Genomic DNA, 24,098 nt, shown 5'->3' on the forward strand with positions numbered 1-24,098 from the left:
TATTCATTCTTTACTACTCAATTCAACTCTTTCTCCACCCACTTATCAAGAAGATTATTAGTGTGGGCTTGAAGTTTCTTTTTGATTCCAGGTGTCCAGCCGAGGAGCCAGCCGAGAGGGCCCATGGCCTGGCGAGACCATTTCCAGAAGCTGAATTCGTCTTTGTGGGAGATGATTTTACCATCCTTGAATTCGAAAGTGGCGGTGATCTTGTTGACTACGTCGCGTTTCTTGGGGCCGAATTTATAGTGTGCTTCCCATGATGTTTGGTAACGGCCATCTTCAAGTTGAATAACTTCTCCGTGCATGATTTGCGCACCGTGGTCTAGGCGTGCCACGAGCATACGCCACATGGCTTTGGCGCGCTCTCCATACAACTTGCCGAAGGCCGGGTCTTCGAACAACACTTCGTCGTGGTAAAGAGCTACCATCTTCATGCTATCACGTGAAGCGAAAGAGGTGTAGAAGCGTTCGATGATTTCTTTTTCGCTCATAGCTTACAATTGATAGCAAACTAACAACCCTTCTCCATCTGTTGAAATCAATTCGAGGGAACCATCGGCATCCAAATCTCTGATGACGAATGGACCAGCTCCATACAAAGGATAGCCGGCAGCAGTGGAGCCGTCGATTTCGAGAAGGTGAATCTCTGCGCTTTCAGGAAGAATAGCACCTACTTTCTTTCCATCGGAGAAGCTGTACAAACGCAATTCAGGCAAGACCGCCTCGTCAAAGGTGCGAGAGAAGATCTTCTGCTTCCCACTGGTGAATGCTTCCACCGTATTTCCTGATACGATCAATAGGTCTTGAAGTCGATCACCGTCGAGATCTGTCAGGTCAAAGGCGTCTGCCGTGTTGATCAAAGCGGTTTCAGGTGCACTCCCGTTTCCGAAGCTAGCTTCTAGGATAGAACCTTGCTTGTCTTTGATTAGGACGGTACTAGTCTTTATCGATGAGGTCATGCGGAATGCCGGAACACCATCGAAAGCAGGTAGCTTCAAGCGTGTATCATAGCGTGAACGACCATTACGTTTCAGTAATTCTACTTTACCACCTTCATGCGTGACGAAGATGTAGTCTTTGTTGCCCGCTTTAATGTGCTGGGCATACACAACTGCACCTTGCGACTTTTTGTGCTTCCAGCCATTGGTCTCTTTTCCTTCCTCTTTATAGTTGAGTAGACGCCCATCAGCCATCCCTAATAAGAATCGGTAGTTCTTGTTGTTGTCGTAATCTGCAATGTGCAAAGGAGCCGAAATCGTACCATTTGGTCGAACCGGGAATCCATCTACCGTGCGGCCTCTACGGTCAAGGCAATGCAGTCCTTTAGAGGTAGCAAACATGACCTGAACACGTCCGTTCTTATAGAGGTCGATCGTATGGAAGTCGCCAATGATTGGTGCTTGACAATCGTACGTCCACATCGTTTTTCCGCGGGCGTCGATGGCGTGAACGCGGTTGTTCTCATCTTGCGCCACCATGTAGTATTGGTTGTTCTGATGGTTGCGCACACTGTGAATGGTCAGCGGACGAATTCCTGCAATCTGTGCTTCCCATTCCAACTCAATGTCTGAAATCGGTTTTGCTGCGGCGCTAACTTCAATGCGCGTGACGAGGCGATCATCAAGTGAAGGGGCACCACTGTGCAAGTAGTGAGTGGGGTCTTTCTTCGTATTCGGAAATACAGGAATGATGGTACCTGAAAGCAAATCAGTGGCGGCCTCTTCAATTTGAGCGTAGCGAATAAATCGTTCGTTACGAGAAAGCGCTTTGGCCACAAGGTGTTCGTCGTCAATGGTTTGGCCGGTGCGAACTTTTGAAGCCAGTTTGAGCAAGGCAGAAGCATCCTCCGCCAAGACCACTTGCTGATCGGTGACCCAAATCGCACCAAACTGCTGATTGAGATAACCTTGGAAGAGGTGATCAATCAACTCGGTGTTTTCGAGGGTGATCATGGTGCCTCCAGCCAGTTCTGAACGCTCGGCTCCAGGAAGACCTGAAAGGGCGTTCCGTGCTAGCGAAGCATCAACACAACCCAACAATAAGAAACTGCGATTGCTGCTTTTGAAGCGTGCAAGACCTCCGCTCCACCAATCTTCAAAACGCTGTTCGGCGCTAGCCCCAGAAGCATTTTCAAGTTCTGCCAGCAAGCTATTGTATGCAGCCAATTCATCACGCTCTTCAAGATCTTTTCGGTACTCATTGATGAGGTCAAAACCGATGTCGGCGCCCACTGCTTCAAAGGAGGTCAAGTCAACCGGGAGCACCTTTTTCCAATCAGCCGGTAGAGGACCGAACTTCAACGAGGCCACCGCATCTTCTACAATTTCTTCGCACAGTAAGAACTGATTGCTGAGTTGGTAGTCACGGATGACATAACTTGAACGTTGCGTGCCAAGCAAAGGGATGGCCGTACCTGATAAATGCCTGATTTCGCTTAGGTCACAAGTACCGGAGCGCAAGAATTGTTGACGGTAGAATTGATCTTCTTTCGCCTGTGGCGGAACCGCATTCGCCTGATCTGTGATGTAGAAGAAGTCGTTGGCTACGGTTCCAAAGCGCTGAGAAGGCAAGCTGAAACGTCCTTTTCCTGTGGGATTGCAGCCGAGGTTCTTGACCAACCAACCTTCTTGTTCCTTGCTGTTCCAAGCGCTCGGAAGCGAGATGACCATCCAAGTGGTATCTGCGAGCTCCATGATCATTGCTTCACTGGAAGCAAACCAAGAGCTATCATTGGCCACATTGAATTCAGTCAACCAGGATAAAGCTGGGTGAAGATCCAAATAGGCGGATTGTGCGTTTACCTGCTGCTGGAATGCACCTAGATTGGACACCCTCAGCGCGGCATTCGCACGATCAGGAACGACTTCAGTTACGTCTTGAATGCCAAGGCTTTTCGGGCCTGATTCCATGTAGAACCATACCGAAGCAGCTGCTGCAGCAAGCGCAACGAGGGTAAGAATACTTCGCTTGAAGATCATCACAACAAAGAAAGCCTAAGCAGGCGTGCCTTTATCGCAATGTCAAGAGTGAATTGAACAGAGACCTGTGGAAGATCAGTCGCGGAGCAGATTACGTGAGATCACGATCTTCTGAACCTCGCTCGTACCTTCATAGATCTGAGTGATCTTCGCGTCACGCATCAAGCGCTCAACGTGGTACTCTTTCACGAATCCATATCCACCGTGGATCTGAACAGCCTCTACCGTTTGCTTCATAGCTACCTCAGAAGCGTACAACTTCGCCATTGAACTTGCTTGGTCGTAGTTCATCTTGTTGTCTTTCAGCCATGCTGACTTCAGACAAAGAAGACGAGCAGCTTCAATTTGCGTAGCCATGTCTGCCAATTTGAAGGCAATGGCCTGGTGCTTTGAAATCTCTTTACCGAATGCCTTGCGCTCTTTCGAGTAAGCCAATGCGAGTTCGTAAGCTCCAGAAGCAATTCCGAGTGCCTGAGAAGCGATACCGATACGTCCGCCAGAAAGTGTCTTCATCGCGAACTTGAATCCAAAACCATCTTCTCCGATGCGGTTTTCCTTAGGAACCTTCACGTCTTGGAACATCAATGTATGCGTGTCAGAACCACGGATTCCGAGTTTGTCTTCCTTCGCACCAACGATGAATCCTTCCATGTCGCGTTCTACGATCAAGGCATTGATTCCCTTGTGGCCCTTATCAGTATCTGTCTGAGCGATCACGAGGTAAGTAGAAGCTGTACCACCGTTTGTGATCCAGTTCTTTGTACCGTTCAAAAGGTAGTGATCACCCATGTCGATAGCCGTTGTACGTTGGCTTGTCGCATCAGATCCTGCTTCCGGCTCAGAAAGACAGAAGGCACCAATCTTTTCTCCTTTCGCAAGAGGCACCAAGTACTTTTGCTTCTGCTCTTCAGTTCCGAAAGTTTCAAGTCCCCAACACACCAAGGAGTTGTTTACTGACATACAAACTGAAGTAGAAGCATCTACTTTAGAAATCTCTTCCATGGCGAGCACGTAAGAGATGGTGTCCATACCTGATCCACCGTATTTAGGGTCAACCATCATACCCATGAAGCCAAGTTCACCTAGCTGCTTGATGTATTCGGTTGGGAAAGTTTGGGTATTGTCGCGTTCGATTACGCCTGGTTTCAATACATTTTGCGCAAAATCGCGGGCTGCGTCGCGAACCGCAATATGCTCTTCGGTCATTTCGAAATTCATACTGATGGATTCTCAGGTTTAGATCTCCTGCTATCTTGCAGGGTGTGCAAATTTAATTCTTTCAATGCCAATTGCCAATGCAGAAGGAACAAGCCAATAAATATCTGGCTTTAGGTGTCATGTCAGGTACGTCCCTTGACGGATTAGACCTTGCTTTATGCTCATTTGAACAAAATGAGAAATGGACATTTCAGATCGAAAAAGCGGTAACCATTCCGTATGAATATGAGATGGCTCAGCGTTTACAGAACCCGCACGAGCTTGACGGACATGGCTTAACGCGACTTCACATAGATCATGGTCGTTTGACGGGTATGGCTATTCGTGATTTTCTCGCTAGCGCGGAATCGGAACCGGACTTCATCGCGATGCACGGTCATACCATCTTCCATGATCCAGCTCACGGACTCACTTTACAGATTAGTGCGGTGCCCGAAGTAGCTGCTGAAACAGGAATAACCACCATTGGTGATTTCCGGAGTATGGATTTGGCCCTTGGTGGGCAAGGGGCTCCCTTGGTTCCCATTGGAGATCGCATGCTGTTTGGTGCCTATGACGCATGTCTGAATCTCGGAGGTTTTGCGAATGTGAGCCTTGAACGTGATGGAAACCGCATGGCTTGGGATGTTTGTCCGGTCAACTTCTTATTGAACCGACTTGCCAACGAACGAGACATGGATTTCGATACCGATGGGAATATCGCTCGATCGGGATCCTTGAACGAAGGCTTGATGACGAATCTTGAACAGATCGTCTATTACCAACTGCATGCTCCTAAGAGCTTAGGGAGAGAGTGGTTTGAACAAGAAGTGTGGCCGTTATTCCATGAAGGCATTCCCTTGGAGGACAGACTGCATACGGCGGTCCAACACATGGTGAAACGACTGTCTTCTGATTTGGCAGGTAATGCGGCCGACGTATTGGTTACAGGAGGAGGCGCCTTCAACAAATACTTGATCGAAGAATTCAGAAAGAAGAGCGGGATCACCGTGGATGTGCCTAGTGATGAAATCGTGGCCTACAAAGAGGCACTGATCTTTGCATTCTTAGGTGTGTTAAGACTTCGAGGAGAGGTCAATGTACTGTCGAGTGTGACGGGAGCATCCGCAGATCACAGTGCGGGCAGCTTAGTCTTGGGACTACGGCGATGAGGTACAAATCAACCGTTCAGAAGTACAGTTGAACTGCTCATTTTTACAAGTTGTCAATATCTCTTGGGTTTCGCGCTGAGCGACTAACCTAAAATCCTAAATTTGACGCGATTTCTGAAGCCCATGAAAGACCTGCTTAAAGCTTACGAAGAGAAACAACCTGAGGTAGTATTCGAATGGAAAGACCCATTTACGGATGCGCAAGGTTGGGTAGTCATCAACTCATTAAGAGGCGGTGCTGCCGGAGGCGGAACACGTATGCGTGTTGGACTCGATAAACGCGAAGTTGAATCCTTGGCAAAGACCATGGAGATCAAGTTTACGGTATCAGGACCTCAAATCGGAGGAGCAAAATCGGGGATCAACTTCGATCCACGTGACCCACGTAAGAAAGATGTTTTGGAGCGCTGGTACCAAGCGGTGACTCCATTGTTGAAGCACTACTACGGAACAGGTGGAGACCTCAATGTTGACGAGATCCACGAGGTGATTCCAATTACTGAAGATTGCGGTGTTTGGCACCCACAGGAAGGGGTGTTCAATGGGCACTTCCAACCAAATGAAGCACAGAAAGTGCGTCGCATTGGTCAACTCCGTCAAGGTGTGATCAAGGTGTTGGAAGATGAGCAGTATTCTCCCGATATTAATAAGAAATACTGTGTTGCTGACATGATCACTGGTTACGGAGTAGCCGAAGCAGTGAATCATTACTACAACATCTACGGAGGTGAGGTGGCAGGAAAGCGCGTGGTAGTTCAAGGATGGGGTAACGTGGGTTCAGCCGCGGCATACTACCTAGCTCACCAAGGAGCGAAAATCGTTGGAATCATTGACCGTGTTGGCGGAATCATCAATCAAGAAGGGTTGAGTACTGAAGAAGTGACTCAATTGTTCCTGAACAAAGATGGTAACGCATTGCGCGCTGACAACATGCTTTCATTCGAAGAAGTGAATGAGAAGGTATGGGACCTCGATGCAGAAGTGTTCTTGCCATGTGCAGCTTCTCGTTTGATCACGAAAGACCAGATCGAACGTATGATCAACAGCAAGCTAGAAGTAGTTTCTAGTGGGGCAAATGTTCCGTTTGCTGATCCTGAGATTTTCTACGGCGCTATCGCGGAATACGCTGACCAGCATGTGGCAGTGATTCCTGATTTCATCGCGAATTGCGGTATGGCACGCGTATTTGCCTACCTCATGTCAACAGACGATGTGAACATGAGCGACGAATCGATATTTAATGATACATCAGATACGATCAAGAAAGCGTTGGAAGCTACCTACGCGAAGCGTTCAGATCGTACGCATATTACCGAGACCGCATTTGAGATCTCGTTGAATAAACTCATGAAATAAGACAGGACATGGAAATTTTGATCCTCGTAATTTTCGTTCTTGGGTACTTAGGGATTGCCCTAGAACACCCACTTAAAGTTGATAAATCGGCTTTTGCACTGCTCACAGGTACTATCTGTTGGGCAGTTTTTGTTGTTGGTGGACATGGTCACGTACCGGATCACCTATCACACGAATACGAAGCCATTGTCACTCCTTCTGAAGAAATCGCAGGGGAAGGTGTCATCCAATTTGAAGGTCACGATGAATCAGTGACAAAAGAAGAATTGGTAGATGCTTTGAAAGAACCAGCAGGTTTCAAAGAAGGTGTGCAGTACACCACGAGCTCATTCTACGAGTTCCGTTTGTTGCACCACCTTGAAGAAATTGCGAGTATCCTATTCTTCCTTTTGGGAGCCATGACCATTGTTGAATTGGTAGATGCCCATGAAGGATTTGCCGTCATCACAGATCGAATAAAGACGACGAACAAGGTCAAACTGTTATGGATTATCGCCCTTCTAACCTTCTTCTTCTCTGCAGCGCTAGATAACTTGACAACCAGTATTGTCATGATATCCTTGCTGCGGAAGCTGATTGCAGATAAGCCAACGCGTTGGTTCTTTGCTGGTATGGTGATTATCGCCGCGAACGCTGGTGGAGCGTGGTCTCCAATCGGTGACGTTACAACCACTATGCTTTGGATTGGAGGTCAGTTGACAACTCCAGTGATCATCTCCAACTTGATCATCCCAAGTTTGGTTTGTTTGATCGTACCGCTTGTGATCACAAGCTTCACATTAAAAGGTGAAGTGGAACGTCCGATGAAGGCTTCAGGAGCTGAGCACTACGTGAATCCAACATCTGATGGTGAGCGTAAGTTGGTGTTCTTCCTTGGAGTTGCTGGACTACTCTTTGTGCCAATCTTCAAGACCGTAACGCATCTTCCTCCGTTTATGGGGATGATGCTATCGCTTGGTTTCCTTTGGTTGGTTACTGAGATTCTGCACCGTAACAAGAACATTGAAGAAAAGAATCACCTTTCGGTAATTGCTGTATTGCGCAAGATTGATGCTTCTTCAGTGTTATTCTTCCTTGGGATTCTTTTGGCTGTTGCTGCGCTTCAAGAAGTAGGTCACCTCTTGGTCATGGCAGATTGGCTGCGCGTAACACTGGCTGATGTCTTCTTCATTGACTTGGCTATCGGTCTTCTTTCGTCGATCGTTGACAACGTGCCTTTGGTGGCGGCGTCAATGGGTATGTACGATGTGATTCCGGCGGCACAAGCAGCAGGAGATTGGGATCCGAACTTTGTTCAGGACGGTATCTTCTGGCAGTTCCTAGCTTACTGTGCTGGAACCGGAGGTAGTGCCTTGATCATTGGTTCAGCTGCAGGTGTAGCGGTAATGGGACTAGAGAAGATTGACTTCATCTGGTACCTCAAGAAGATGTCTCTTCTTGCTGTCGCTGGTTACCTCGCTGGAGCTGGTGTGTACTACCTCATGTTCATGCTCTAAATCCAGGTTTCTTTCCTGACTGGTTTCTTCGCTGAGAAGGGTTATCCACGCTGCATTTGTCATTAAGTGCTGTGCGTTCGCGAATGCTCGCGTCAATAATTCGATAATTTCAGCGTTTATAATTCTAAAGAAACCAACGAATGAACCTGCTTGTGTTGCTTCAAAATTTGAATGTAGGAGACCAGGCGGCAGACGCCATGGGCGATGCGGCTCCTGAATCTACAGAGATCGAAGTATCTGTATTGGAACTGTTAATGGACGGTGGATGGTACATCATGATACCATTGGCACTCTTGTCTTTGGCAGCGATCTACATCTTTATTGAGCGTACCCTCGCTATCAATAAGTCTTTGCGTGAAGAGAAAGACTTCATGAATAAAATCAAAGACTACATCAACGACGGTAAATTGGATAGTGCACGTAACCTATGTGCTACAAGTAATACACCGATTGCTCGTATGTTGGAGAAAGGTATTGCCCGTATCGGAAAGCCACTTCAGGATATCCGTGTTGCGATTGAAAACGTTGGTAAGCTTGAGATTTACCAATTGGAAAAGAACCTCGGTACCCTTGCTACCATCGCCGGTGCGGCCCCAATGATTGGGATGCTTGGTACGGTAATTGGGATGGTAAGAGTATTCCTCGATATGGAGATCGCGGGTTCTGTAGGTATTGAAGACCTTTCTGCCGGTACCAAACAAGCGATGATTACAACCATTGTTGGTTTGATCGTGGGTATCATTGGTTACATGGCCTACAACTACCTCGTGAGTAAAGTATCGAAAGTAGTACACAAGATGGAGTCATCGAGCATCGAGTTCATGGACGTTCTTGAGGAACCAGGAAAATAAGCACTATGGATTTAGGACAAAGAAATAAAGTCTCCCCATCAGCAGGGATGTCGTCAATGACTGACCTCGTCTTCCTGCTACTTATCTTCTTCGTGATCCTCTCAACCTTGGTGAGTAGCGGAGTGAATGTAGACCTTCCACAGAGCAAAGGAGGTACAGATTCGCATGCGAAAGTGACCCTGTCGATTAAGCCTGACATGTCTTACTACATCAAAGGAGGACAAGTCAAAAAGGAAGACGTGGAGACCTTGTTGAAGATTGAGATGGAAGGGATGTCAGATAAGGTACTCTACCTGAATGTAGACAAAGAAGTTCCTACGGGAGCTACCGTTGAAATGATCGGTATGGCCAAAGCCAACGACTGGAAGGTCATGCTCGGTTCTAAACCAAAGAAAGAGTAATGAGTACACGAGAACAAGAAGAAAAGAAAGACCGCAAGATCGCGGCGACGCTCTCTGGAATCTTTTTCGCGGGGATCATCGTCCTATGCTTCTTTCTTGTCGCATTCACTATTCCTGACCCACCCCCAGGAGAAGAGTACATCGCAGTAGGAATGGCTGACTTCGGTCAAGACATTAAAGCTGGTGGTGACAATGAAACAGAGGTGCCTTCAGAAACTCCAGAAAATGTAGTGGAAGAGGAATCAGCTCAGGCTGAAGAAACACAAGTGACCGCCGCTGAAGAAGTGGTGACACAGGATGCTTCTGACGTCAGTGTTCCAACGAACACGAACCCTGAACCAGATCCAGACCCTGAACCTGTGGAGGAAGAACAACAAGTGAGCTCAGGTTTGAGCCAAGCGTTTGAACACATGAACACCAGCGGTGGTGGCGGTTCCGACGGTTCTACTGAAGGAACAGGCAACGAAGGTGATCCACAAGGCGACATCGACGGTCTTGGCGTAGTTCAAGGCGATGGTATTGGATTCTCTTTGGGAGGACGTGGAATGGTTGGAAAACCAAAGAACGTTACACCATCGGAAGAAGGAATTGTAGTTCTCAAAATCTACGTTGATCGTCAAGGTAACGTACTTCGTACTGATCGCGATTATGTGAAAAGTACAACCTCTAGTAACTCACTGTTCAAGCTTGCTGAAGAGGCGGCTTTGACAGCGCGATTCGAAGTGAAGAGTGATGCTCCGGCAGAGCAGAAAGGGGAGATGACCTTCCGTTTCAAATTGCAATAAGAAAATATAGGGGGCATGACATATAAAGAAACCCTCGATTACCTATTTCAGCAGCTGCCCATGTTTCAACGCATGGGCGCTGCTGCTTATAAGGCTGACCTCAGCAACACCATCTCGCTTTGTCAAGCGGTGGGGAATCCCCACGAAAAACTGCGGTTTGTCCATGTGGCGGGAACCAATGGTAAAGGTTCCGTTTCGCACATGACGGCCTCTGTTCTTCAAGAGGCTGGATTCAAGGTTGGTTTGTACACCTCGCCTCACCTCCGCGATTTCAGGGAGCGTATTAAGATCAACGGCGAGATGATCTCTGAAGATGCGGTCGTGTCTTTTGTTGATCGTTTCAAAGGCAGCTGGTCTTCCATTGAGCCTTCGTTTTTCGAGATTACTGTGGCCATGGCCTTCTGGTATTTCTTGGAAGAAGAAGTGGATGTCGTGGTGCTTGAAACGGGCATGGGTGGTCGCCTCGATTCTACCAATGTTGTTCGTCCGGAAGTGAGTGTAATCACTTCCATCGGTTTTGATCATATGCAGTTTTTGGGTGATACCATTCCTCAGATTGCCAAGGAGAAGGCCGGTATCATTAAGCCCACGGTTCCGGTGATTGTGGGTCAGCTTCAAGATGAAGCAATGCAAGTGATGCTCGCTAGCGCGGAATCAGTTAAAGCTCCATTGTACAAGGCAGAACAAACGACGAAAATCCCTCCAAGTGATTTGGATGGGCCCTTTGTTCAAGAGAATATTCGAACGGCTTATACGTCTTTAAAAGTACTTCGCGACCGCGGTTGGGAAATCAGTTCAGATGCTGTGGTCAAGGGTTTTGCACGGGTAGTTCAGAACACCGGGTTTTTGGGACGATGGCAAGTATTGAATGAAAGTCCGTTGACTATTGCTGACTGTGCACACAACGCAGAAGGCTTGACTGGAGCAATGAAGAAGCTTTCGCAGTATGAGTATCATAACCTGCACATCATCATAGGGGTTTCCTCCGATAAAGACTTGAGTACAGTTCTACCCTTATTTCCACAAGAGGCAAATTACTACTTCGCTGCAGCCAATATTCCACGAGCTATGCCAGCGGATGAGCTGCAAGAAAAAGCGCTAGCGTTCCGCCTGAAAGGCGAGAAATTTAGTAGCGTCAATAAAGCCTACGAAGCAGCAAGATTGTATGCCACAGACCGGGACCTGATTTATATTGGGGGAAGTGTGTTTGTGGTGGCTGAGGTGGTTTAGTTCAAAGATATTCTTCCAAGACTCCATATGTTGCTTTTTCGAAAGACTACAAAGAGTTGCCTATTTAATTCGACGAGGTGCGCATCGTTGATCGTTATGTAAGGATGATGACTCACTATTCAATCAAGTAGACATTGAATATGAGCTTGTCATAACCGTGAGAATGACAAAACTGAGCCCAACAAGGAGTAGCAGCCTTGAAGCAGATAGAAAGAAAGTCATATTGAGTTCAGACATTCTTTTGGCCTTCTATTTACTCCTTGATTCAAGCAAAGTGAGCTCGTTAGGTTTGAGCAGTATTACTCAACTACAATTTCCGTCATTCGGTATGACGATCCCACGTATGAAATGGTAAGAAGATTATTGTCAATTTTAGATAAGTAAAGATTATTCAGAGTAGGGAGTCCTTCTGAAGAATCTATGCTTATTTCCTTCGTTTGACTGTCGCCAGTGTTGAGGTCTACTTTTGTGACCACTAGGACCGCATTCTTCAATTTCAAAAGCGCATCCTGAGAGAGATAGTTGAATCTCCCTTGCTTCTTGGCGCCATTGCTTTTGTAATGAAAGACATAAAGGTCATTATCGATGATTTCACTGTTGGTGCCAAAGAAAGGCTGGATTTGGTAGGCCAGGTTGTTCTTTTTTGCTCCGCTTGGCATGGACCAACCGTTCACTGCAGTGGAATTCGTGGCTGTTTCAGTCACTTGAAGATCAAAGTATTGTTCTTTGGCAATTTCCGTAGTCCATTCAATGTCAAAATCAGAATTGAATTTGACGACATAAGAATTGCCAAAGAAAAAGTGGTTAGGAGTCGGACGACCGAAGCGAACCATCCCTTTATTCCCAAATTCCTGGCATGAAATAACTGCAAGAAATCCATCATCAGAAGTGAATTCGGCTTTTTCTACTGCGAATTCTTGAAAAAGCCCTAAAAAGTCTTCAGGCTTAATGAAACCTTCGTTCATTTCGAGTTGAGACTTTTGCGATATGTCAACGGCTTGATTTAAAAGAACAGTTCCACTGTTAATGTCAGTAATTTCGATTCCACATGCCTTCAACGTTCTGTTTTGCTCGTTTGTAAATTCGCCTACTCCTGGTTTAACAGTTAGATAAAGTCCGTCATCACTCAGGGAGCTTCCGTATGGACGTTCGAAGAGGTATCCGTCTTTGAGTCCTTCGACATTAGGGAATTTGCTCGTTTCAATTCGAAACTCATTCGATGCATTAGCAATTTTCATTTCCTTCCCACTTAATTGAGAAATCTGGTACCAAAAGAGATTACCTTCATTAGTGACGAATTGTGGCCCCATAGGAAGTGAAACTCCTTTCAGTTGACTAATAAGGTTAAGGTTCTGGTCAAAATGTGCAACACTGTAATCTTTGGTTTTCGATGTCATAAACATAGCCTCCTCCGGAGCTAGAGGGGCGTCTTCTGAGGCATTTCTGGCCTTGACAATTGTGTGCTGCCCATTCGGCGATGATACAGCGGTTACTTCAAGTCCAGAGAGTTTTTTCATTTTGAGGCCGGGCTGAATCAGTTGAATAGGCTCCCCAAGTGGTTCTCCTGTTGCCGGATTATGTTCTCGGGCAAGCGCATACGCTGCTTTTTCCGTTTTATGATATGCTTTATAAATAGTGAAGAGCTTTGAATCCGAGAAAAGGGCTGAAATAAGCTTCTGTTCCTTGTAGTCAGGGTGATAAGCTGGCTCTGTTATGGTAGTTACTTCCGTATAACCATTCTTGCGGTCAAGAACTACAATTTGATGATCCGGATCGTCGCCTCCTTTTACCTGGTTGTAGAGGATGATATGATCTTCACTCTCTCCTAGAATTGTGCCTACGAAATCATGTTTACGGCTGATGGATTCACCAAAATTGACCGTTTGAGCTTGCAGCATAACGGTTAAAAGACACATGATTAATGAAAGAGTCAGTTTTCGAGTCATGGTGATGAATTTAATTTGTAGTTCTTTTGAATTGAAAATAAGGCATCTCTTCAGAGAGTTCAACCGAGTGATTCGATAATTCAAGTATAAGTCACGATCTTGGAATTTCTGTTGACTCGCGTCATATTTCGCTACTCAAATTTTCAACTTTTGTTCGATACAGTTTACTGGGGCAATACAATGTTTTTTAGCTCAATTTCAGGTCCTTCGGAATTGAGGTCACTTTAGTAGAAAGTAATCAGGGCGAAATTTAGGTTCAATAAGGCGTGTCAAGCTCGGTTTACAATGTGAGTGCAATACCGTTTGGTATCCGAAATCAAGAAGCATGCACCAATCATTATTTAATAATGAGCCTTCCAGATGTGTAGCTTTCTTGCGAAGTTACTTTCACAGAATAACTTCCTTTCGCTAGCGCGGAAAGGTCTAGTTGTATGATATCAGAAAGACTTACTTGCGAGTGGACTAGTTGTCCGGTAGAGGAATAGATTTCAATAGAACGTTGGGATGCGTTTTCGAATTCTAGGACAATTTGACCTGAGCTTGGGTTTGGATAAAGTTTGACAGTATCTGCTGAAAACTCCTCTACACCAACATACATGAAGAACTCCTCATCAGTGATGACTGAACATCCGAATTCGTTGGTGATTTCTAGCGCATAAAGTCCGTCTTCCTCTATGAATAAGACTTCACTATTTTCGCCTTCCATCGCTTCCCCGTTCAGGTACCATTGGTATGAATAACCTTCGATTTCGTCTGTGTAAAGCGTATTAAAGCCGTCAGCCGTTATTTCTAGCAATTCAGGGTTTTCGTGAACGTTGATTACTTCGTTTGTCATCGCCTGACATAGTGGATTAGAAATTTCAAGTGAGACTTCGAATGTTGCTGGTTCATCGCTATTGATAGAGATGAATGCCTCGTTGCTTTCAACTTGACCGTCTACGGTCCAAATGTATTCTTCTACATAAGGGTAATCATTCACCAAATCAATGACTTCACCCACACAGAAATCATTGTCTGTAGTGAAAGCTGCATGGTCATCAGAGCATTCATAGATGGTGTGCCACGTGGTATTGGTGATGATCGCAGGGTTATTGTCAAAGAAGATGTGCGCGGTGTTATTAATAATGTCTCCGGCCTGTGCATCTTCTCTTGGGGTAATGCGATACACCACGTACCCTTGACTTTCATCAAAGCAGCAAGTGCTATCTGGAAGTTGGATGTCTGCAAAGTTGAATTCTACAGCACCATCAGGCTTGACACATGTGGTAAAGTCATGTGAGCCGAAGATTGGCTGGAAGGTACTGAGGTCGAGGTGGGCAATGTCTAAGGTGTCGCGAATAATGACATTCTCTGCAGGGAAATTTCCAGTGTTTTGGAAACGAATACGGTACTCCATTTCGTCTTCTTTCAACACGAAATGATGTTGATCGATGTATCCTGGGAACTCAGTGTATTTGTCGTTCGGGTCGTAGGCACAAACAACCTCTGGATACAACGTCCAGGTATTTGTGTAGTACTCCACGTCATTTTCGTCTACCAACGTCAGCGTCATTTCAATTGGTACGATTTGTCCGATGAGATCTACTCCTGGGCCTTCAATATGAAACTGATATAAGAGATCTTGTCCAGGTTGAGGCTCACCGTCAAGCACCCATGAAACTACTCCCTCTTCGATGAGGTCAGGGGTTTCTGCTTCACCCCCTAATTCAGTAGCCACCAGATCGGGATTAAAGCTAATCGTGACTTCACCATTCAATGGAATTCCTCCTGTGTTCTGCACCCAAATCCCCGGATTCATTCCATCATCGCAATGAAGGTTCGTATTCCAGATGTTGATAGGGCCTGAGACCCAGAAGTTCGCGTCTGAGTCCCATTCTACTGCTATGTTTTCTTCGATGTTTCCACATTCATCGATGACAACAGTGAAGCTTCCACCATTCGGTGCAACCCACCCATCTTGAATCTGAACGAGGCTCACAGTGTATTCGCCAAAAGGAACGTCATTGAAGGTGAAATAGCCATCTCCATTGGTGAAGCCGACCCAATTCAATTCTTCGATGGTGACTGACCAATTAGTTAAACCTGATTCGAGTTCGAAGAAACCTTGATTTTCGAAGAAGTTATCTCCGTCTAGGTCATGGAATACAAATCCGGAAATAGACCCTTCCCAAGCACAAGACCCATCATCACAACCGGCCTGGGGATTATAATTACATGCCGTATCATCAGTACAACCTGGATAAACACATGTTACCACACATTCTGCAGCCGGATCGTAATTACAAGATTCAGGGTCTAAACAGCCACAAGTGCCATAGCAACAGGATCCATCATCGTCAAGATAAAATGGTTCATAATTGCAGGCTGTTGGGTCTGTACATCCTTGACTGATGTTAGAAATGTAGGCCACCAGTCGTTGAGAGTTATCTGTATTCTCGCGTTGGACTAGATCAATGTCGCCATCGAGATCAATATCAACGAAGGTTGGGTCACTTCCTAAAACCGTGTAGTCGTTGAGGAAGGTTTCTTCCTGATAAGTTCCATCGCCATTGTTTAGGAGAAGCCATGTTCCGATTTCACTGTCAGAATGAAGAATTAAATCGTCTAGACCGTCAAGGTTCCAGTCAAGAACAGTAATGTCTTCTACGCTTTCAATTTCGGTGTAAGCAATAGGGTTTTGGAAGCTGCCATCACCATTTGATATGCGAGCGAAGATTCCCGGGTCACTGTATACCGGTGTATATACGATGTCATCAAATCCATCGCCATTGATGTCGAAGAGCATGGCGAAATCATTGCCGAAATTGAAATCACTTACCACCAGCTCAAACTGGAAGTTCCCTAGGTTGCGCCAAACGTCGCATTGTCCTCCGAAATACTCTTTGTATGAGATGATGTCGTTAAGTCCGTCGTTGTCAATATCCCCGAAATTGAAGTCAAAGAAATCACCATTGTCTGACATTAATTCATTCACGTTTGTGAAGGCCTCGTCTCCTAGGTTTTGACGGACGGTAGTCGTAGTCGTCCACTGTGTATTGTAAATCAGATCAGTGTGCTCATCACCATTAAGCTCAATAGGGTGAGGTGAATTACCGCTGATATTACCGATACTGGCATAGCCTCCTTCTTCGGTGCGGTATTTAATTCCGATGTGTTCTGAGTCAATGTAGATGCCGTAAGGGTACACCATATCTAGGTCTCCATCGTCATCTAAGTCCAAGAAAATTGGAGTAAAGTTGTTATCTCCTGAAGCGCTGTGAATGCGTCGATTTTCCACTTCTAATGATTCGTCCAGGCTATACTCTTTTGGGCCAGACAGAGAGGACCGATTGAAGACGATATCCGAGGTGCCATCATTAGATAAATCTGCAACTTGATAGGTGTAGTACTCTTGTAAATCGAGATCGGTGTTTATGATTTTTCCATCAGTGAACGATTCGCCAGAATAATACATTAGGAAGTCTGCACTGTTCATGCACGAAAACATCTCAAGCGCGGGGTCCCCATTAAAATTTCCAAAGGCGAAAATGCTTGAACCACCGTAAAGAACCGTTATGGATTCAGAAGGAGAGATATTGCCGTTTTCGTCAATGCTATGAAGGGAATATTGGCCATTACTTTTATAAAACAATTCCAAAGAGTCATCACCATCTATATCAATCACCTGAGGAGCGCTGGCGCCGTTGTCATCTTCGAATTCTTCAGCGCTGAATGATCCATCACCATTATTGATAAACTTCCATGAAGCAGAGGGGTCAAGGGCAATGATGTCGTCTAAATCATCATTGTTTATATCTGCAATGGTGAATTCAGAACTATATAATTGAAATTCAGTGATGGAAATAGGAAAAGCGAACGATCCAATTGAATTGATTTGATGAAAAATCTCGCTGTTTGAGTTATATGACCAAATAAGATCCGGGAAGTCATCTCCATTTAAATTTCCGGAAGACAAGTCGGTTATTGTATTTATGGCTTCTTCAAAGATCAGCTCTTGCTCGAAGAACTGTCCGTTCTGATCGTTCAATAAGGAGTAGAGCCCTGAAACGGCACCGTTGGATATAGCAATGTCTGGGTAATCATCTTGATTGATGTCGAGCACTTCTATTGCATTAATCTCATCTAAACTCTCATTTGAAGGGATAGGCCCTAAGAAATTGGCAGACCCATCATTCGTATAAATGATCAATTGGTTTTCATAGTTGGTACCAATGATGTCGAGGTCACCATCAAGATCGAGGTCGGCCAATTCCATCAACTTGAGATTGCCTTCAATGGGAGGAAGTTTCTGGAAATTACCTGTTCCGTCTCCTAGAAATGCAACGCCCTGTGGAGCGGCAATAACGTCATTGAAGCTATCATTGTTCAAATCACCAATGACCGCATTAGAAGGTCGGAAAAGCTCGTCTAGCGACGATTCCATAAGGACTACAGAAGTGTTGAATTGAGCGAAAGAAAGCAGCGCACAACCACTCAAAAGTAATGTGAGGAAAGTTTTCATAGTACAAGGTAGTACCGGGAAGGTACGAAATAATTGAAGGAGTCTCGGCCTGAATTAACGAGAGATCAATGTCTCAGTGAAAGACATGTCTTTGGTGGTCACCCGAACCACATAACTCCCTGCAGGAATCGCGTTCATCTGAACTAGATTGGTGCCTAGATCCACACCTACTTTTGATTCGTAGATGATGGCTCCCCTGGAGTCGAAGAGTTGTACCTGCGCAAAACCTGATTCTTGCGCGTCGAAACTGATGGTCACATCCCCATCAGATGGGTTTGGCCAAACGAAAAGTTGAGAGGCGTTGACGTCGGTGAATACAGCCGTCAATTCTGTGGTGCTAGCGTCAGTATTGAAAACCGTTCGCTGACTTCCGGTGCTGGCAACTTCGCCATCTTTGGTCTCCCAGTGTGAGAATTGGTAGCCCGGTGCTGGGTGGGCAGTGATGTCAATAGGAATACCGTTGAAGTAGCTGCCATTCCAATCATGGGGAAGGGAGTCAAGACTGTTAATGGATACCGTACCTGCAAAAGCGGGAGCGGTGTTTAGTTCCAATTCGTAATGACCATCCAGATCAAATCCGTCACGTACCTGATCGAAGGCAATCTCGGTGCGTTTATCTGCGAACTCATATGCTCTTGGATAGAGCCAGAATGTTTCCCAGAACCATCGGCTGCTTCCCCAACGTCCGTGATGACGGTCTTTTTCATCCCAAATGAGGGCTACGTGGTTACGTAGTTCGGAGGTGATCGCTTCCCGACTGAAGGCACTGTTGCACAAATCAGCATAGCGATTCAAGAAGGTGATTCTGTATTCCGCGTTAGCGTATAAATTGTTGAACAAGCGATAGTGCTTATTGTCAGGGAACTCATCAAGGAAGCGCTGCAACCCGTTATTCTGCTCCGTCGCAAAACCAAAGCTACTGAGCGAAACATCCATGTCAAACAAGATGTAGCGCCACTTGCCGCCATCTACCATCGGACGCCAAGCTTTCACGTTGTTGGCTGGCCAATCAACATTGTTCCAGAAGGTCTCGGTGATGATGTAGTCAGTGAAATTAGAAACGTCAACCAAAGATTCCGCGTGCGCGAAATTCTCAGGGACGTTCATGTCGTTCAACTCAACAAATTCGAGCATAGTGTCGAAACTGCTGATGTCACCTTTGATCACCAGTGAATCGTCTTCGAGAATTGAAATAGGTGTACCTTCTTCATATTCCGTCACCGACCACACGAACCAATCATCAATCACGCGTTGGATATCCATGAAGCCCCAGTAATAACCGTTGATATAGAAGACACAAGGCTCTGAACCTTTGGCTTCTAGATCAAGCCCGTATTTGGTCACTTGACGCTCGATAAAAGAGTCAGAAATGTGCACTCGGTGATAGTCTGATCCACCATTACGAACAACGAACTTCTTGTAGGTAGTCTGATGAGATTGACGTTGAAGTTGAGCATAAAAGCGCTCCACGCCTAAGCGGTCTTTAGCGATAAATCTGAACGGACGTTGCGGTTGATTCCTTGCTGATTGACCACCGTGCATGCGGGATTCAGCCAATTGAGCAATGACCTGTTCTTCTTCTTGATAGACTTCAATCCAAGATAGGATATGTTGATTGTTCCAGATGTTTCCACCAAAGTGTGGCCACTCGGGATCAGCATTCGGACCGAGCATATAAATGCCAGTTTCTTCATCGAAGAGTTCGAGACTATCTGCGATCAAGGCCACAACAGGCATGTTGTGCTCTTCATTAATGAAATAGGTAGCACCTACGATGCGAGATGGAAGTTTGCCGTCTTCAAAGTTCACCGCAGTCACTGACATGGTACTGTCAATGCTGATGCTACTGCCGTTCAGATCGTGCTGAGGGTAGAGGTTGTTTGTTTGGAACAAGGTTTCACCAGCAGTCTCTTGAACTGTTAGTTGAAAAGGTGCATCATAGAATCCGCCAGGACGAGAAAACACAGGCGCAGGTGCATAACCGTTGTAAGATTCGCTTGGGTTTATCTCACCCGGAGTAGTGTTGAGGAAGTAAACGAATTCCCCTTCTGAATTTCTTCCGTAGGCGTTGTCACTATGCAGTTCGGGTACAATGACAAAATCAACTACAGCGCCGTATTCATCGGTGAGGCGAATGGTTTCGCCGTCGCTGTCTATTCCAAAGTTGGTATGAAGTTCGGGTGTAGTGAGGTCTTTTCCTGAGCAAGCGACTACAATGTATTCTCCAGGGCCAATTTCTAATTCTGGAAGTGGCCATTTGAATTCATTGCCACTGTCTGTGAGGTGAAGTCCTTCTGTAGATTCAGCTGTGCTGCCTGGGTTGTAGAGTTCGATGTAATCAGGGGTATCTCCCTCGAAATCAGTGAAAGATGATCCATTGGCGGAGCACACTTCATTAATCACGAGTTGACCTTCCGCGATAGCGGGAAAAAGGCAGCAAATAAGCCAGCCTAGAATTCGTATGTTTCGACAAACGTTCAGCACAGAGAATCTCAGCGAAGATACCATAAGTACATTCATGCGCAGCAATTACCTACTTCCGATCTACGTCTTATTGCTCGGTTTATTGCCATTCAGTCTCGAAGCGTCGTCATTTCCTTTTTCATTTGGAGTGGCCTCTGGAGATGCTGATGCGTCGTCTTTGGTTATTTGGACGCGTCTTGATGACTTGATTGCTATGCCGCATCAAGTGTCTTATGAAGTAGCATATGACGCTGATTTCAATTCAGTGGTGAAGAGTGAGTCGTTCATCGTAGAAGATCAATTTATCAAGGTGTTGGTTGAAGGATTAAGCTCAGGATGTATTTATTACCGCTTCCGAGCGGCCGGCTTTGTTTCAGCCACGGGGCGGGCAGAGATTATTGAAGACGGACAAGCCGTCACCTTTGCAGCATTTTCATGTGCTGATCATCAACGCGGCTATTTCCATGTTTACGATCATGCGTTACAGGCCAATGAGGCGGACTACTTGTTGTTTTTGGGAGACTACTATTATGACAATGCGCCTTCGGAAGCAGCCGTTGATGTGGAGGGGAGAGAGCATGATCCTCCGTACTTGCCTCGAACGAGAGATGACTTTGAATTGCGTTGGAAGCAGTATCGCGGCAATGCCTTGCTTCAAGAATTACATCGCCAATATGCTTCCTATGTTATTTGGGATGACCACGAGTTTGCTGATGATTGTTGGCGCGACGCCGGCGAGAATATATCGGGTGATGAATGGGAAGAGTTGAAAAGAAATGCAGTTGACGCTTGGTATGATTGGATGCCGGTTAGAGATCGTGAGGCTGATTTCGCTAGCGCGGAATTGGGCCCGGCAAAATTGATCCTAACTGAGACGCGCATTCGCGGACGAGATGAGGTACTGCCTGCAGGCGACCCTGGCACTCTAGAAGAGGGCAGGAGCCTATTGGGAATTGAACAAGAGGAATGGTTCGCAACCGAGCTAGATCATGAAAAACCCTGGACAATATTGCTAAGCGGAGTGCCTGTGATGCCGCAGCTCTATAATGGGTTGACTGTTCGTCCGCACGCTTGGGATGGGTACCCTGCGGCTCGGGATCGTCTCCAAGAGGCCATCGAGGGAAGCAACGCAAAGTTGCTCGTATTGAGTGGCGACATGCATGCGGCGAGAGTAGCTGATTTAGCAACAGACACCTATGATCCAACAAGCCAAACGGGAACGTGGGGAATAGAGCTGACAGCACCACCAGTGACCTCACTTGTCCGTCAGGTGCCAGATTCATCAAACTTCGCTGACCAAAATGAGCACATCCGTTATTTCGAAGAGTCGCACCGTGGTTATTTGAAGTTAAGGGTGAGTGAAACCTCGGTCTTAGCCCAGTTCATTTGGGTGTCTAGTGTAACTGAGGATGATGCCATTGAATTTACTGTCGGACCAAAGTTTCTGTCTGCCGCAGATGTCGGAGGAATCGCTCCAACGGAAGACGGTCAGTTTGAAGAGAATGACTGTGCGTTGTTGAGTGCTCCAGTGGTCATGAAGGAACAGGGCATTGCAACTTTCCTTGTGTTCCCGAATCCAACCAATGACGAAGCATTCTTAGCAGCTGATCTAAGTGTCGGGGAGTTTCAAGTCCAAGTGGTGGATGCTTCAGGTAAGCAGTTGCATGCATTCACCTTCATTGCGGAATACGGTGGCAGTCATATCATTCAATTGAATAGTCGGCACTTAGCACAAGGTGTATATACCATTCAAATGGAAGGTGTTGACTACAACAACAGTGTTCGCATGGTTATTGGAGAGTAGCGTTGTTAATAAGCTGGTATTCATATCCTTCATTGAGCCTTTAGATTTCGTAAGTTGAGGTGTCCAAAACACTTACATCTTATGGAATTCAATTATCTAATCGTTGCCGCCGCTGCTCTTGTTCCGATGGTAGTAGGCTTTATTTGGTACAACCCAAAAGTATTCGGTACGGCGTGGATGAACGTCGCAGGTATGACAGAAGAAAAGATCAAAGGCGGAAATATGCCTGTGATTTTCTTGGTGAGCTATGTGCTTAGTTTTCTTCTTGCCATGGCTACCGCCGGAATGGTGATTCACCAAATGTCTGTTCAGTCATTATTCTTCGCTCAGGAGGGCTTTATGGAAGGATCAGGCGCTGCTTATGATCAATTCACTGCTTTGATGGAGCAATTTGAAGGAGTTCACCGCACTTTCGGACACGGAGTCCTTCACGGTGTTATTGGTGGTTTCTTTGTGGCGTTACCTATTCTAGGAACCAACGCAATGTTTGAGCGCAAAGGCTTCAAGTACATCGCTGTGAACTGCGGATATTGGATCGTTACCCTCGGTTTGATGGGGGGTGTACTTTGCCAGTGGGCATAATCCAATCATGAAATGAAAGAAAGGTCGCTTTGCGGCCTTTTTTTGTGCCCAATCGTGCGGCATTAGCTTCAAATCCACATGAAAATCCGGATTTCGCAGTAGGAAGTTCTTGGCGAACTTCTAACTAAACACTACAAAAATGAAGCATATTCTACATGTCGCATTTGCGCTAATCCTCAGTTCATCGGCGTTTGCACAGCCTGATAGCGAGGTTTTTCCAGATTTCACATACAGCGATTTGAACGGCATTGATCAAAATCTGTACTCGTATTTGGATCAAAATAAGATCGTCATCATCGACATTTTCGCCACTTGGTGTCCGAATTGTGTCAATTCGATTCCCGGAGTAGAAGCAATTTGGGAGGAACACGGTCCTGATGGTGATGATTCTGTGATGATACTTTCTATGGAGCGCGACGCCAACACAAATAATGAAGCTGCGTTTGTCAATACCCACGGCATAGAGAACCCAGTGATCACCGGCGCTGAAGATTTCATCGCGAACACACTGAATGTGCCTTATCAACCGTACTTCTTCGTTGTCTGCCCTGATCGTTCATACGAACTACGCATTGGGGGTATCGGAGGTGATAGCACTATTCTGACTGATTTCTTCGAAGATTGTTCTTCAATCGTATCAGTTGAAGAACAACAAGAAGTGGCCTTCTCACTGTTGAATACAGTTGTTGATGCGGATCTTTTCGTCTTCAGCAACGGAGCCAATTCTCAGTTCAAAATTGTGTCTACTTCAGGTCAATTGGTTCGTTCAGGAGCTTTGTCGTTCGGAGATAACAACATTGATCTGTCGTCACTGGCTGCAGGCACCTACGTAGTTCAGTTGACAAATGAGAAAGGGCAGCTTTCGCAACAGATTGTTAAGAGGTAGTGGAACGTGGGTTGCGGATCGCGGATCGCGGAATGCGGAATGCGGAATGCGGAATGCGGATCGCGGTAGACGGCAGACGGTAGACCGTAGCGGCGCATTTATGCGCCGTTAAAGGAACGGTTTCCTCTTAAGGTGAAATGTAGGGACGCATGAAATGCGTCCATATCGTGCATTTGGTATTGGTGCGATGAGGAACGCTGAATGCGGGACGTGGTACGTGGTGGAACGCGGATCGCGGTAGACGGTAGCGGCGCATAAATGCGCCGACGAAGGACCGATTTCCTCTTAAGGTGAAATGTAGGGACGCATGAAATGCGTCCAACAAAAAAGCTCCCTCATTTCTGAGAGAGCTTTTATTTTCTGTGGGCCCTGCTGGATTCGAACCAGCGACCCCCTGCTTGTAAGGCAGGTGCTCTGAACCAACTGAGCTAAGAGCCCCAATGTGTT

16 protein-coding genes and 1 tRNA gene are annotated in these 24,098 nt (G+C 46.1%); 10 read left to right on the forward strand and 7 right to left on the reverse strand.

Features of this window, described 5'->3' with window-relative positions; genetic code table 11:
* Window positions 1-17 precede the first annotated feature (17 nt).
* The 3 genes from RA156_RS00670 to RA156_RS00680 form a co-directional block, all read right to left on the reverse strand.
* Window positions 18-494: a nuclear transport factor 2 family protein gene (locus RA156_RS00670; RefSeq protein WP_306641956.1), complete on the reverse strand. Its 477-nt coding sequence runs from the start codon at window positions 492-494 to the stop codon at window positions 18-20.
* 3 nt (window positions 495-497) lie between these two features.
* Window positions 498-2,981 (reverse strand): hypothetical protein, encoded by a 2,484-nt coding sequence (locus RA156_RS00675; protein WP_306641957.1) that lies wholly within the window; start codon window positions 2,979-2,981, stop codon window positions 498-500.
* A 75-nt stretch (window positions 2,982-3,056) separates the two neighbouring features.
* Window positions 3,057-4,199: an acyl-CoA dehydrogenase gene (locus RA156_RS00680; protein ID WP_306641959.1), complete on the reverse strand. Its 1,143-nt coding sequence runs from the start codon at window positions 4,197-4,199 to the stop codon at window positions 3,057-3,059.
* 77 nt (window positions 4,200-4,276) lie between these two features.
* Here RA156_RS00680 and RA156_RS00685 point away from each other — a divergent pair, with 77 nt between their 5' ends.
* The 7 genes from RA156_RS00685 (at window position 4,277) to RA156_RS00715 (ending at window position 11,469) form a co-directional block, all read left to right on the forward strand.
* The gene (locus RA156_RS00685) at window positions 4,277-5,350 is read left to right on the forward strand and encodes an anhydro-N-acetylmuramic acid kinase (protein WP_306641961.1); all 1,074 of its coding nucleotides are present in this window, start codon (window positions 4,277-4,279) and stop codon (window positions 5,348-5,350) included.
* Window positions 5,351-5,473: 123 nt separating this feature from the next.
* Window positions 5,474-6,706: a Glu/Leu/Phe/Val dehydrogenase dimerization domain-containing protein gene (locus tag RA156_RS00690; RefSeq protein WP_306641963.1), complete on the forward strand. Its 1,233-nt coding sequence runs from the start codon at window positions 5,474-5,476 to the stop codon at window positions 6,704-6,706.
* Window positions 6,707-6,714: 8 nt separating this feature from the next.
* Window positions 6,715-8,202 (forward strand): sodium:proton antiporter NhaD, encoded by a 1,488-nt coding sequence (gene nhaD, locus RA156_RS00695; protein WP_306641965.1) that lies wholly within the window; start codon window positions 6,715-6,717, stop codon window positions 8,200-8,202.
* 140 nt (window positions 8,203-8,342) lie between these two features.
* A complete protein-coding gene (locus tag RA156_RS00700; RefSeq protein WP_306641967.1) occupies window positions 8,343-9,053 on the forward strand; it encodes a MotA/TolQ/ExbB proton channel family protein in 711 nt (236 codons plus the stop codon).
* Window positions 9,054-9,058: 5 nt separating this feature from the next.
* The gene (locus RA156_RS00705) at window positions 9,059-9,454 is read left to right on the forward strand and encodes an ExbD/TolR family protein (protein ID WP_306641969.1); all 396 of its coding nucleotides are present in this window, start codon (window positions 9,059-9,061) and stop codon (window positions 9,452-9,454) included.
* A complete protein-coding gene (locus RA156_RS00710) occupies window positions 9,454-10,239 on the forward strand; it encodes a hypothetical protein (protein ID WP_306641971.1) in 786 nt (261 codons plus the stop codon). The genes RA156_RS00705 and RA156_RS00710 overlap by 1 nt, the downstream gene beginning before the upstream one ends.
* Window positions 10,240-10,254: 15 nt before the next feature.
* Window positions 10,255-11,469, forward strand: a complete 1,215-nt coding sequence (locus RA156_RS00715; protein WP_306641972.1) for a bifunctional folylpolyglutamate synthase/dihydrofolate synthase — start codon at window positions 10,255-10,257, stop codon at window positions 11,467-11,469.
* Between the two features lie 299 nt (window positions 11,470-11,768).
* On the opposite strand, the gene RA156_RS00720 is transcribed toward RA156_RS00715, so the two are convergent.
* From RA156_RS00720 to RA156_RS00730, 3 genes are all read right to left on the reverse strand, one after another.
* Window positions 11,769-13,415, reverse strand: a complete 1,647-nt coding sequence (locus tag RA156_RS00720) for a hypothetical protein (RefSeq protein WP_306641974.1) — start codon at window positions 13,413-13,415, stop codon at window positions 11,769-11,771.
* Window positions 13,416-13,752: 337 nt separating this feature from the next.
* Window positions 13,753-17,916, reverse strand: coding sequence for a DUF7619 domain-containing protein (locus RA156_RS00725; protein ID WP_306641976.1), 4,164 nt, complete (start codon window positions 17,914-17,916; stop codon window positions 13,753-13,755).
* 54 nt (window positions 17,917-17,970) lie between these two features.
* Complete coding sequence (locus tag RA156_RS00730) at window positions 17,971-20,436, reverse strand: CotH kinase family protein (RefSeq protein WP_306641978.1); 2,466 nt, start codon at window positions 20,434-20,436, stop codon at window positions 17,971-17,973.
* On the opposite strand from RA156_RS00730, the gene RA156_RS00735 reads away from it, so the two are divergent.
* From RA156_RS00735 to RA156_RS00745, 3 genes are all read left to right on the forward strand, one after another.
* On the forward strand, window positions 20,435-22,183 hold the full coding sequence (locus RA156_RS00735) for an alkaline phosphatase D family protein (RefSeq protein WP_306641980.1): 1,749 nt from the start codon (window positions 20,435-20,437) through the stop codon (window positions 22,181-22,183). The two genes, RA156_RS00730 and RA156_RS00735, sit on opposite strands and share 2 nt — an antisense overlap.
* An 81-nt stretch (window positions 22,184-22,264) precedes the next feature.
* Complete coding sequence (locus RA156_RS00740; protein WP_306641982.1) at window positions 22,265-22,765, forward strand: DUF1761 domain-containing protein; 501 nt, start codon at window positions 22,265-22,267, stop codon at window positions 22,763-22,765.
* A gap of 139 nt (window positions 22,766-22,904) precedes the next feature.
* Window positions 22,905-23,651 carry a T9SS type A sorting domain-containing protein gene (locus tag RA156_RS00745; RefSeq protein WP_306641983.1) on the forward strand — a complete coding sequence of 249 codons (747 nt, stop codon included), beginning with the start codon at window positions 22,905-22,907 and terminating at the stop codon, window positions 23,649-23,651.
* 363 nt (window positions 23,652-24,014) lie between these two features.
* On the opposite strand, the gene RA156_RS00750 is transcribed toward RA156_RS00745, so the two are convergent.
* A tRNA-Val gene (locus RA156_RS00750) sits at window positions 24,015-24,089 on the reverse strand.
* Between the last annotated feature and the right edge of the window lie 9 nt (window positions 24,090-24,098).

The organism is Sanyastnella coralliicola, assembly GCF_030845195.1.
Lineage (GTDB): Bacteria > Bacteroidota > Bacteroidia > Flavobacteriales_D > Sanyastnellaceae > Sanyastnella > Sanyastnella coralliicola.

Bases quoted from the DNA above. Each gene is read 5' to 3' on its own strand.
- RA156_RS00670 (WP_306641956.1), bottom strand. From the start codon at position 494: ATGAGCGAAAAAGAAATCATCGAACGCTTCTACACCTCTTTCGCTTCA.
- RA156_RS00675 (WP_306641957.1), bottom strand. From the start codon at position 2,981: ATGATCTTCAAGCGAAGTATTCTTACCCTCGTTGCGCTTGCTGCAGCA.
- RA156_RS00680 (WP_306641959.1), bottom strand. From the start codon at position 4,199: ATGAATTTCGAAATGACCGAAGAGCATATTGCGGTTCGCGACGCAGCC.
- RA156_RS00685 (WP_306641961.1), top strand. From the start codon at position 4,277: ATGCAGAAGGAACAAGCCAATAAATATCTGGCTTTAGGTGTCATGTCA.
- RA156_RS00690 (WP_306641963.1), top strand. From the start codon at position 5,474: ATGAAAGACCTGCTTAAAGCTTACGAAGAGAAACAACCTGAGGTAGTA.
- nhaD (WP_306641965.1), top strand. From the start codon at position 6,715: ATGGAAATTTTGATCCTCGTAATTTTCGTTCTTGGGTACTTAGGGATT.
- RA156_RS00700 (WP_306641967.1), top strand. From the start codon at position 8,343: ATGAACCTGCTTGTGTTGCTTCAAAATTTGAATGTAGGAGACCAGGCG.
- RA156_RS00705 (WP_306641969.1), top strand. From the start codon at position 9,059: ATGGATTTAGGACAAAGAAATAAAGTCTCCCCATCAGCAGGGATGTCG.
- RA156_RS00710 (WP_306641971.1), top strand. From the start codon at position 9,454: ATGAGTACACGAGAACAAGAAGAAAAGAAAGACCGCAAGATCGCGGCG.
- RA156_RS00715 (WP_306641972.1), top strand. From the start codon at position 10,255: ATGACATATAAAGAAACCCTCGATTACCTATTTCAGCAGCTGCCCATG.
- RA156_RS00720 (WP_306641974.1), bottom strand. From the start codon at position 13,415: ATGACTCGAAAACTGACTCTTTCATTAATCATGTGTCTTTTAACCGTT.
- RA156_RS00725 (WP_306641976.1), bottom strand. From the start codon at position 17,916: ATGAAAACTTTCCTCACATTACTTTTGAGTGGTTGTGCGCTGCTTTCT.
- RA156_RS00735 (WP_306641980.1), top strand. From the start codon at position 20,435: ATGCGCAGCAATTACCTACTTCCGATCTACGTCTTATTGCTCGGTTTA.
- RA156_RS00730 (WP_306641978.1), bottom strand. From the start codon at position 20,436: ATGAATGTACTTATGGTATCTTCGCTGAGATTCTCTGTGCTGAACGTT.
- RA156_RS00740 (WP_306641982.1), top strand. From the start codon at position 22,265: ATGGAATTCAATTATCTAATCGTTGCCGCCGCTGCTCTTGTTCCGATG.
- RA156_RS00745 (WP_306641983.1), top strand. From the start codon at position 22,905: ATGAAGCATATTCTACATGTCGCATTTGCGCTAATCCTCAGTTCATCG.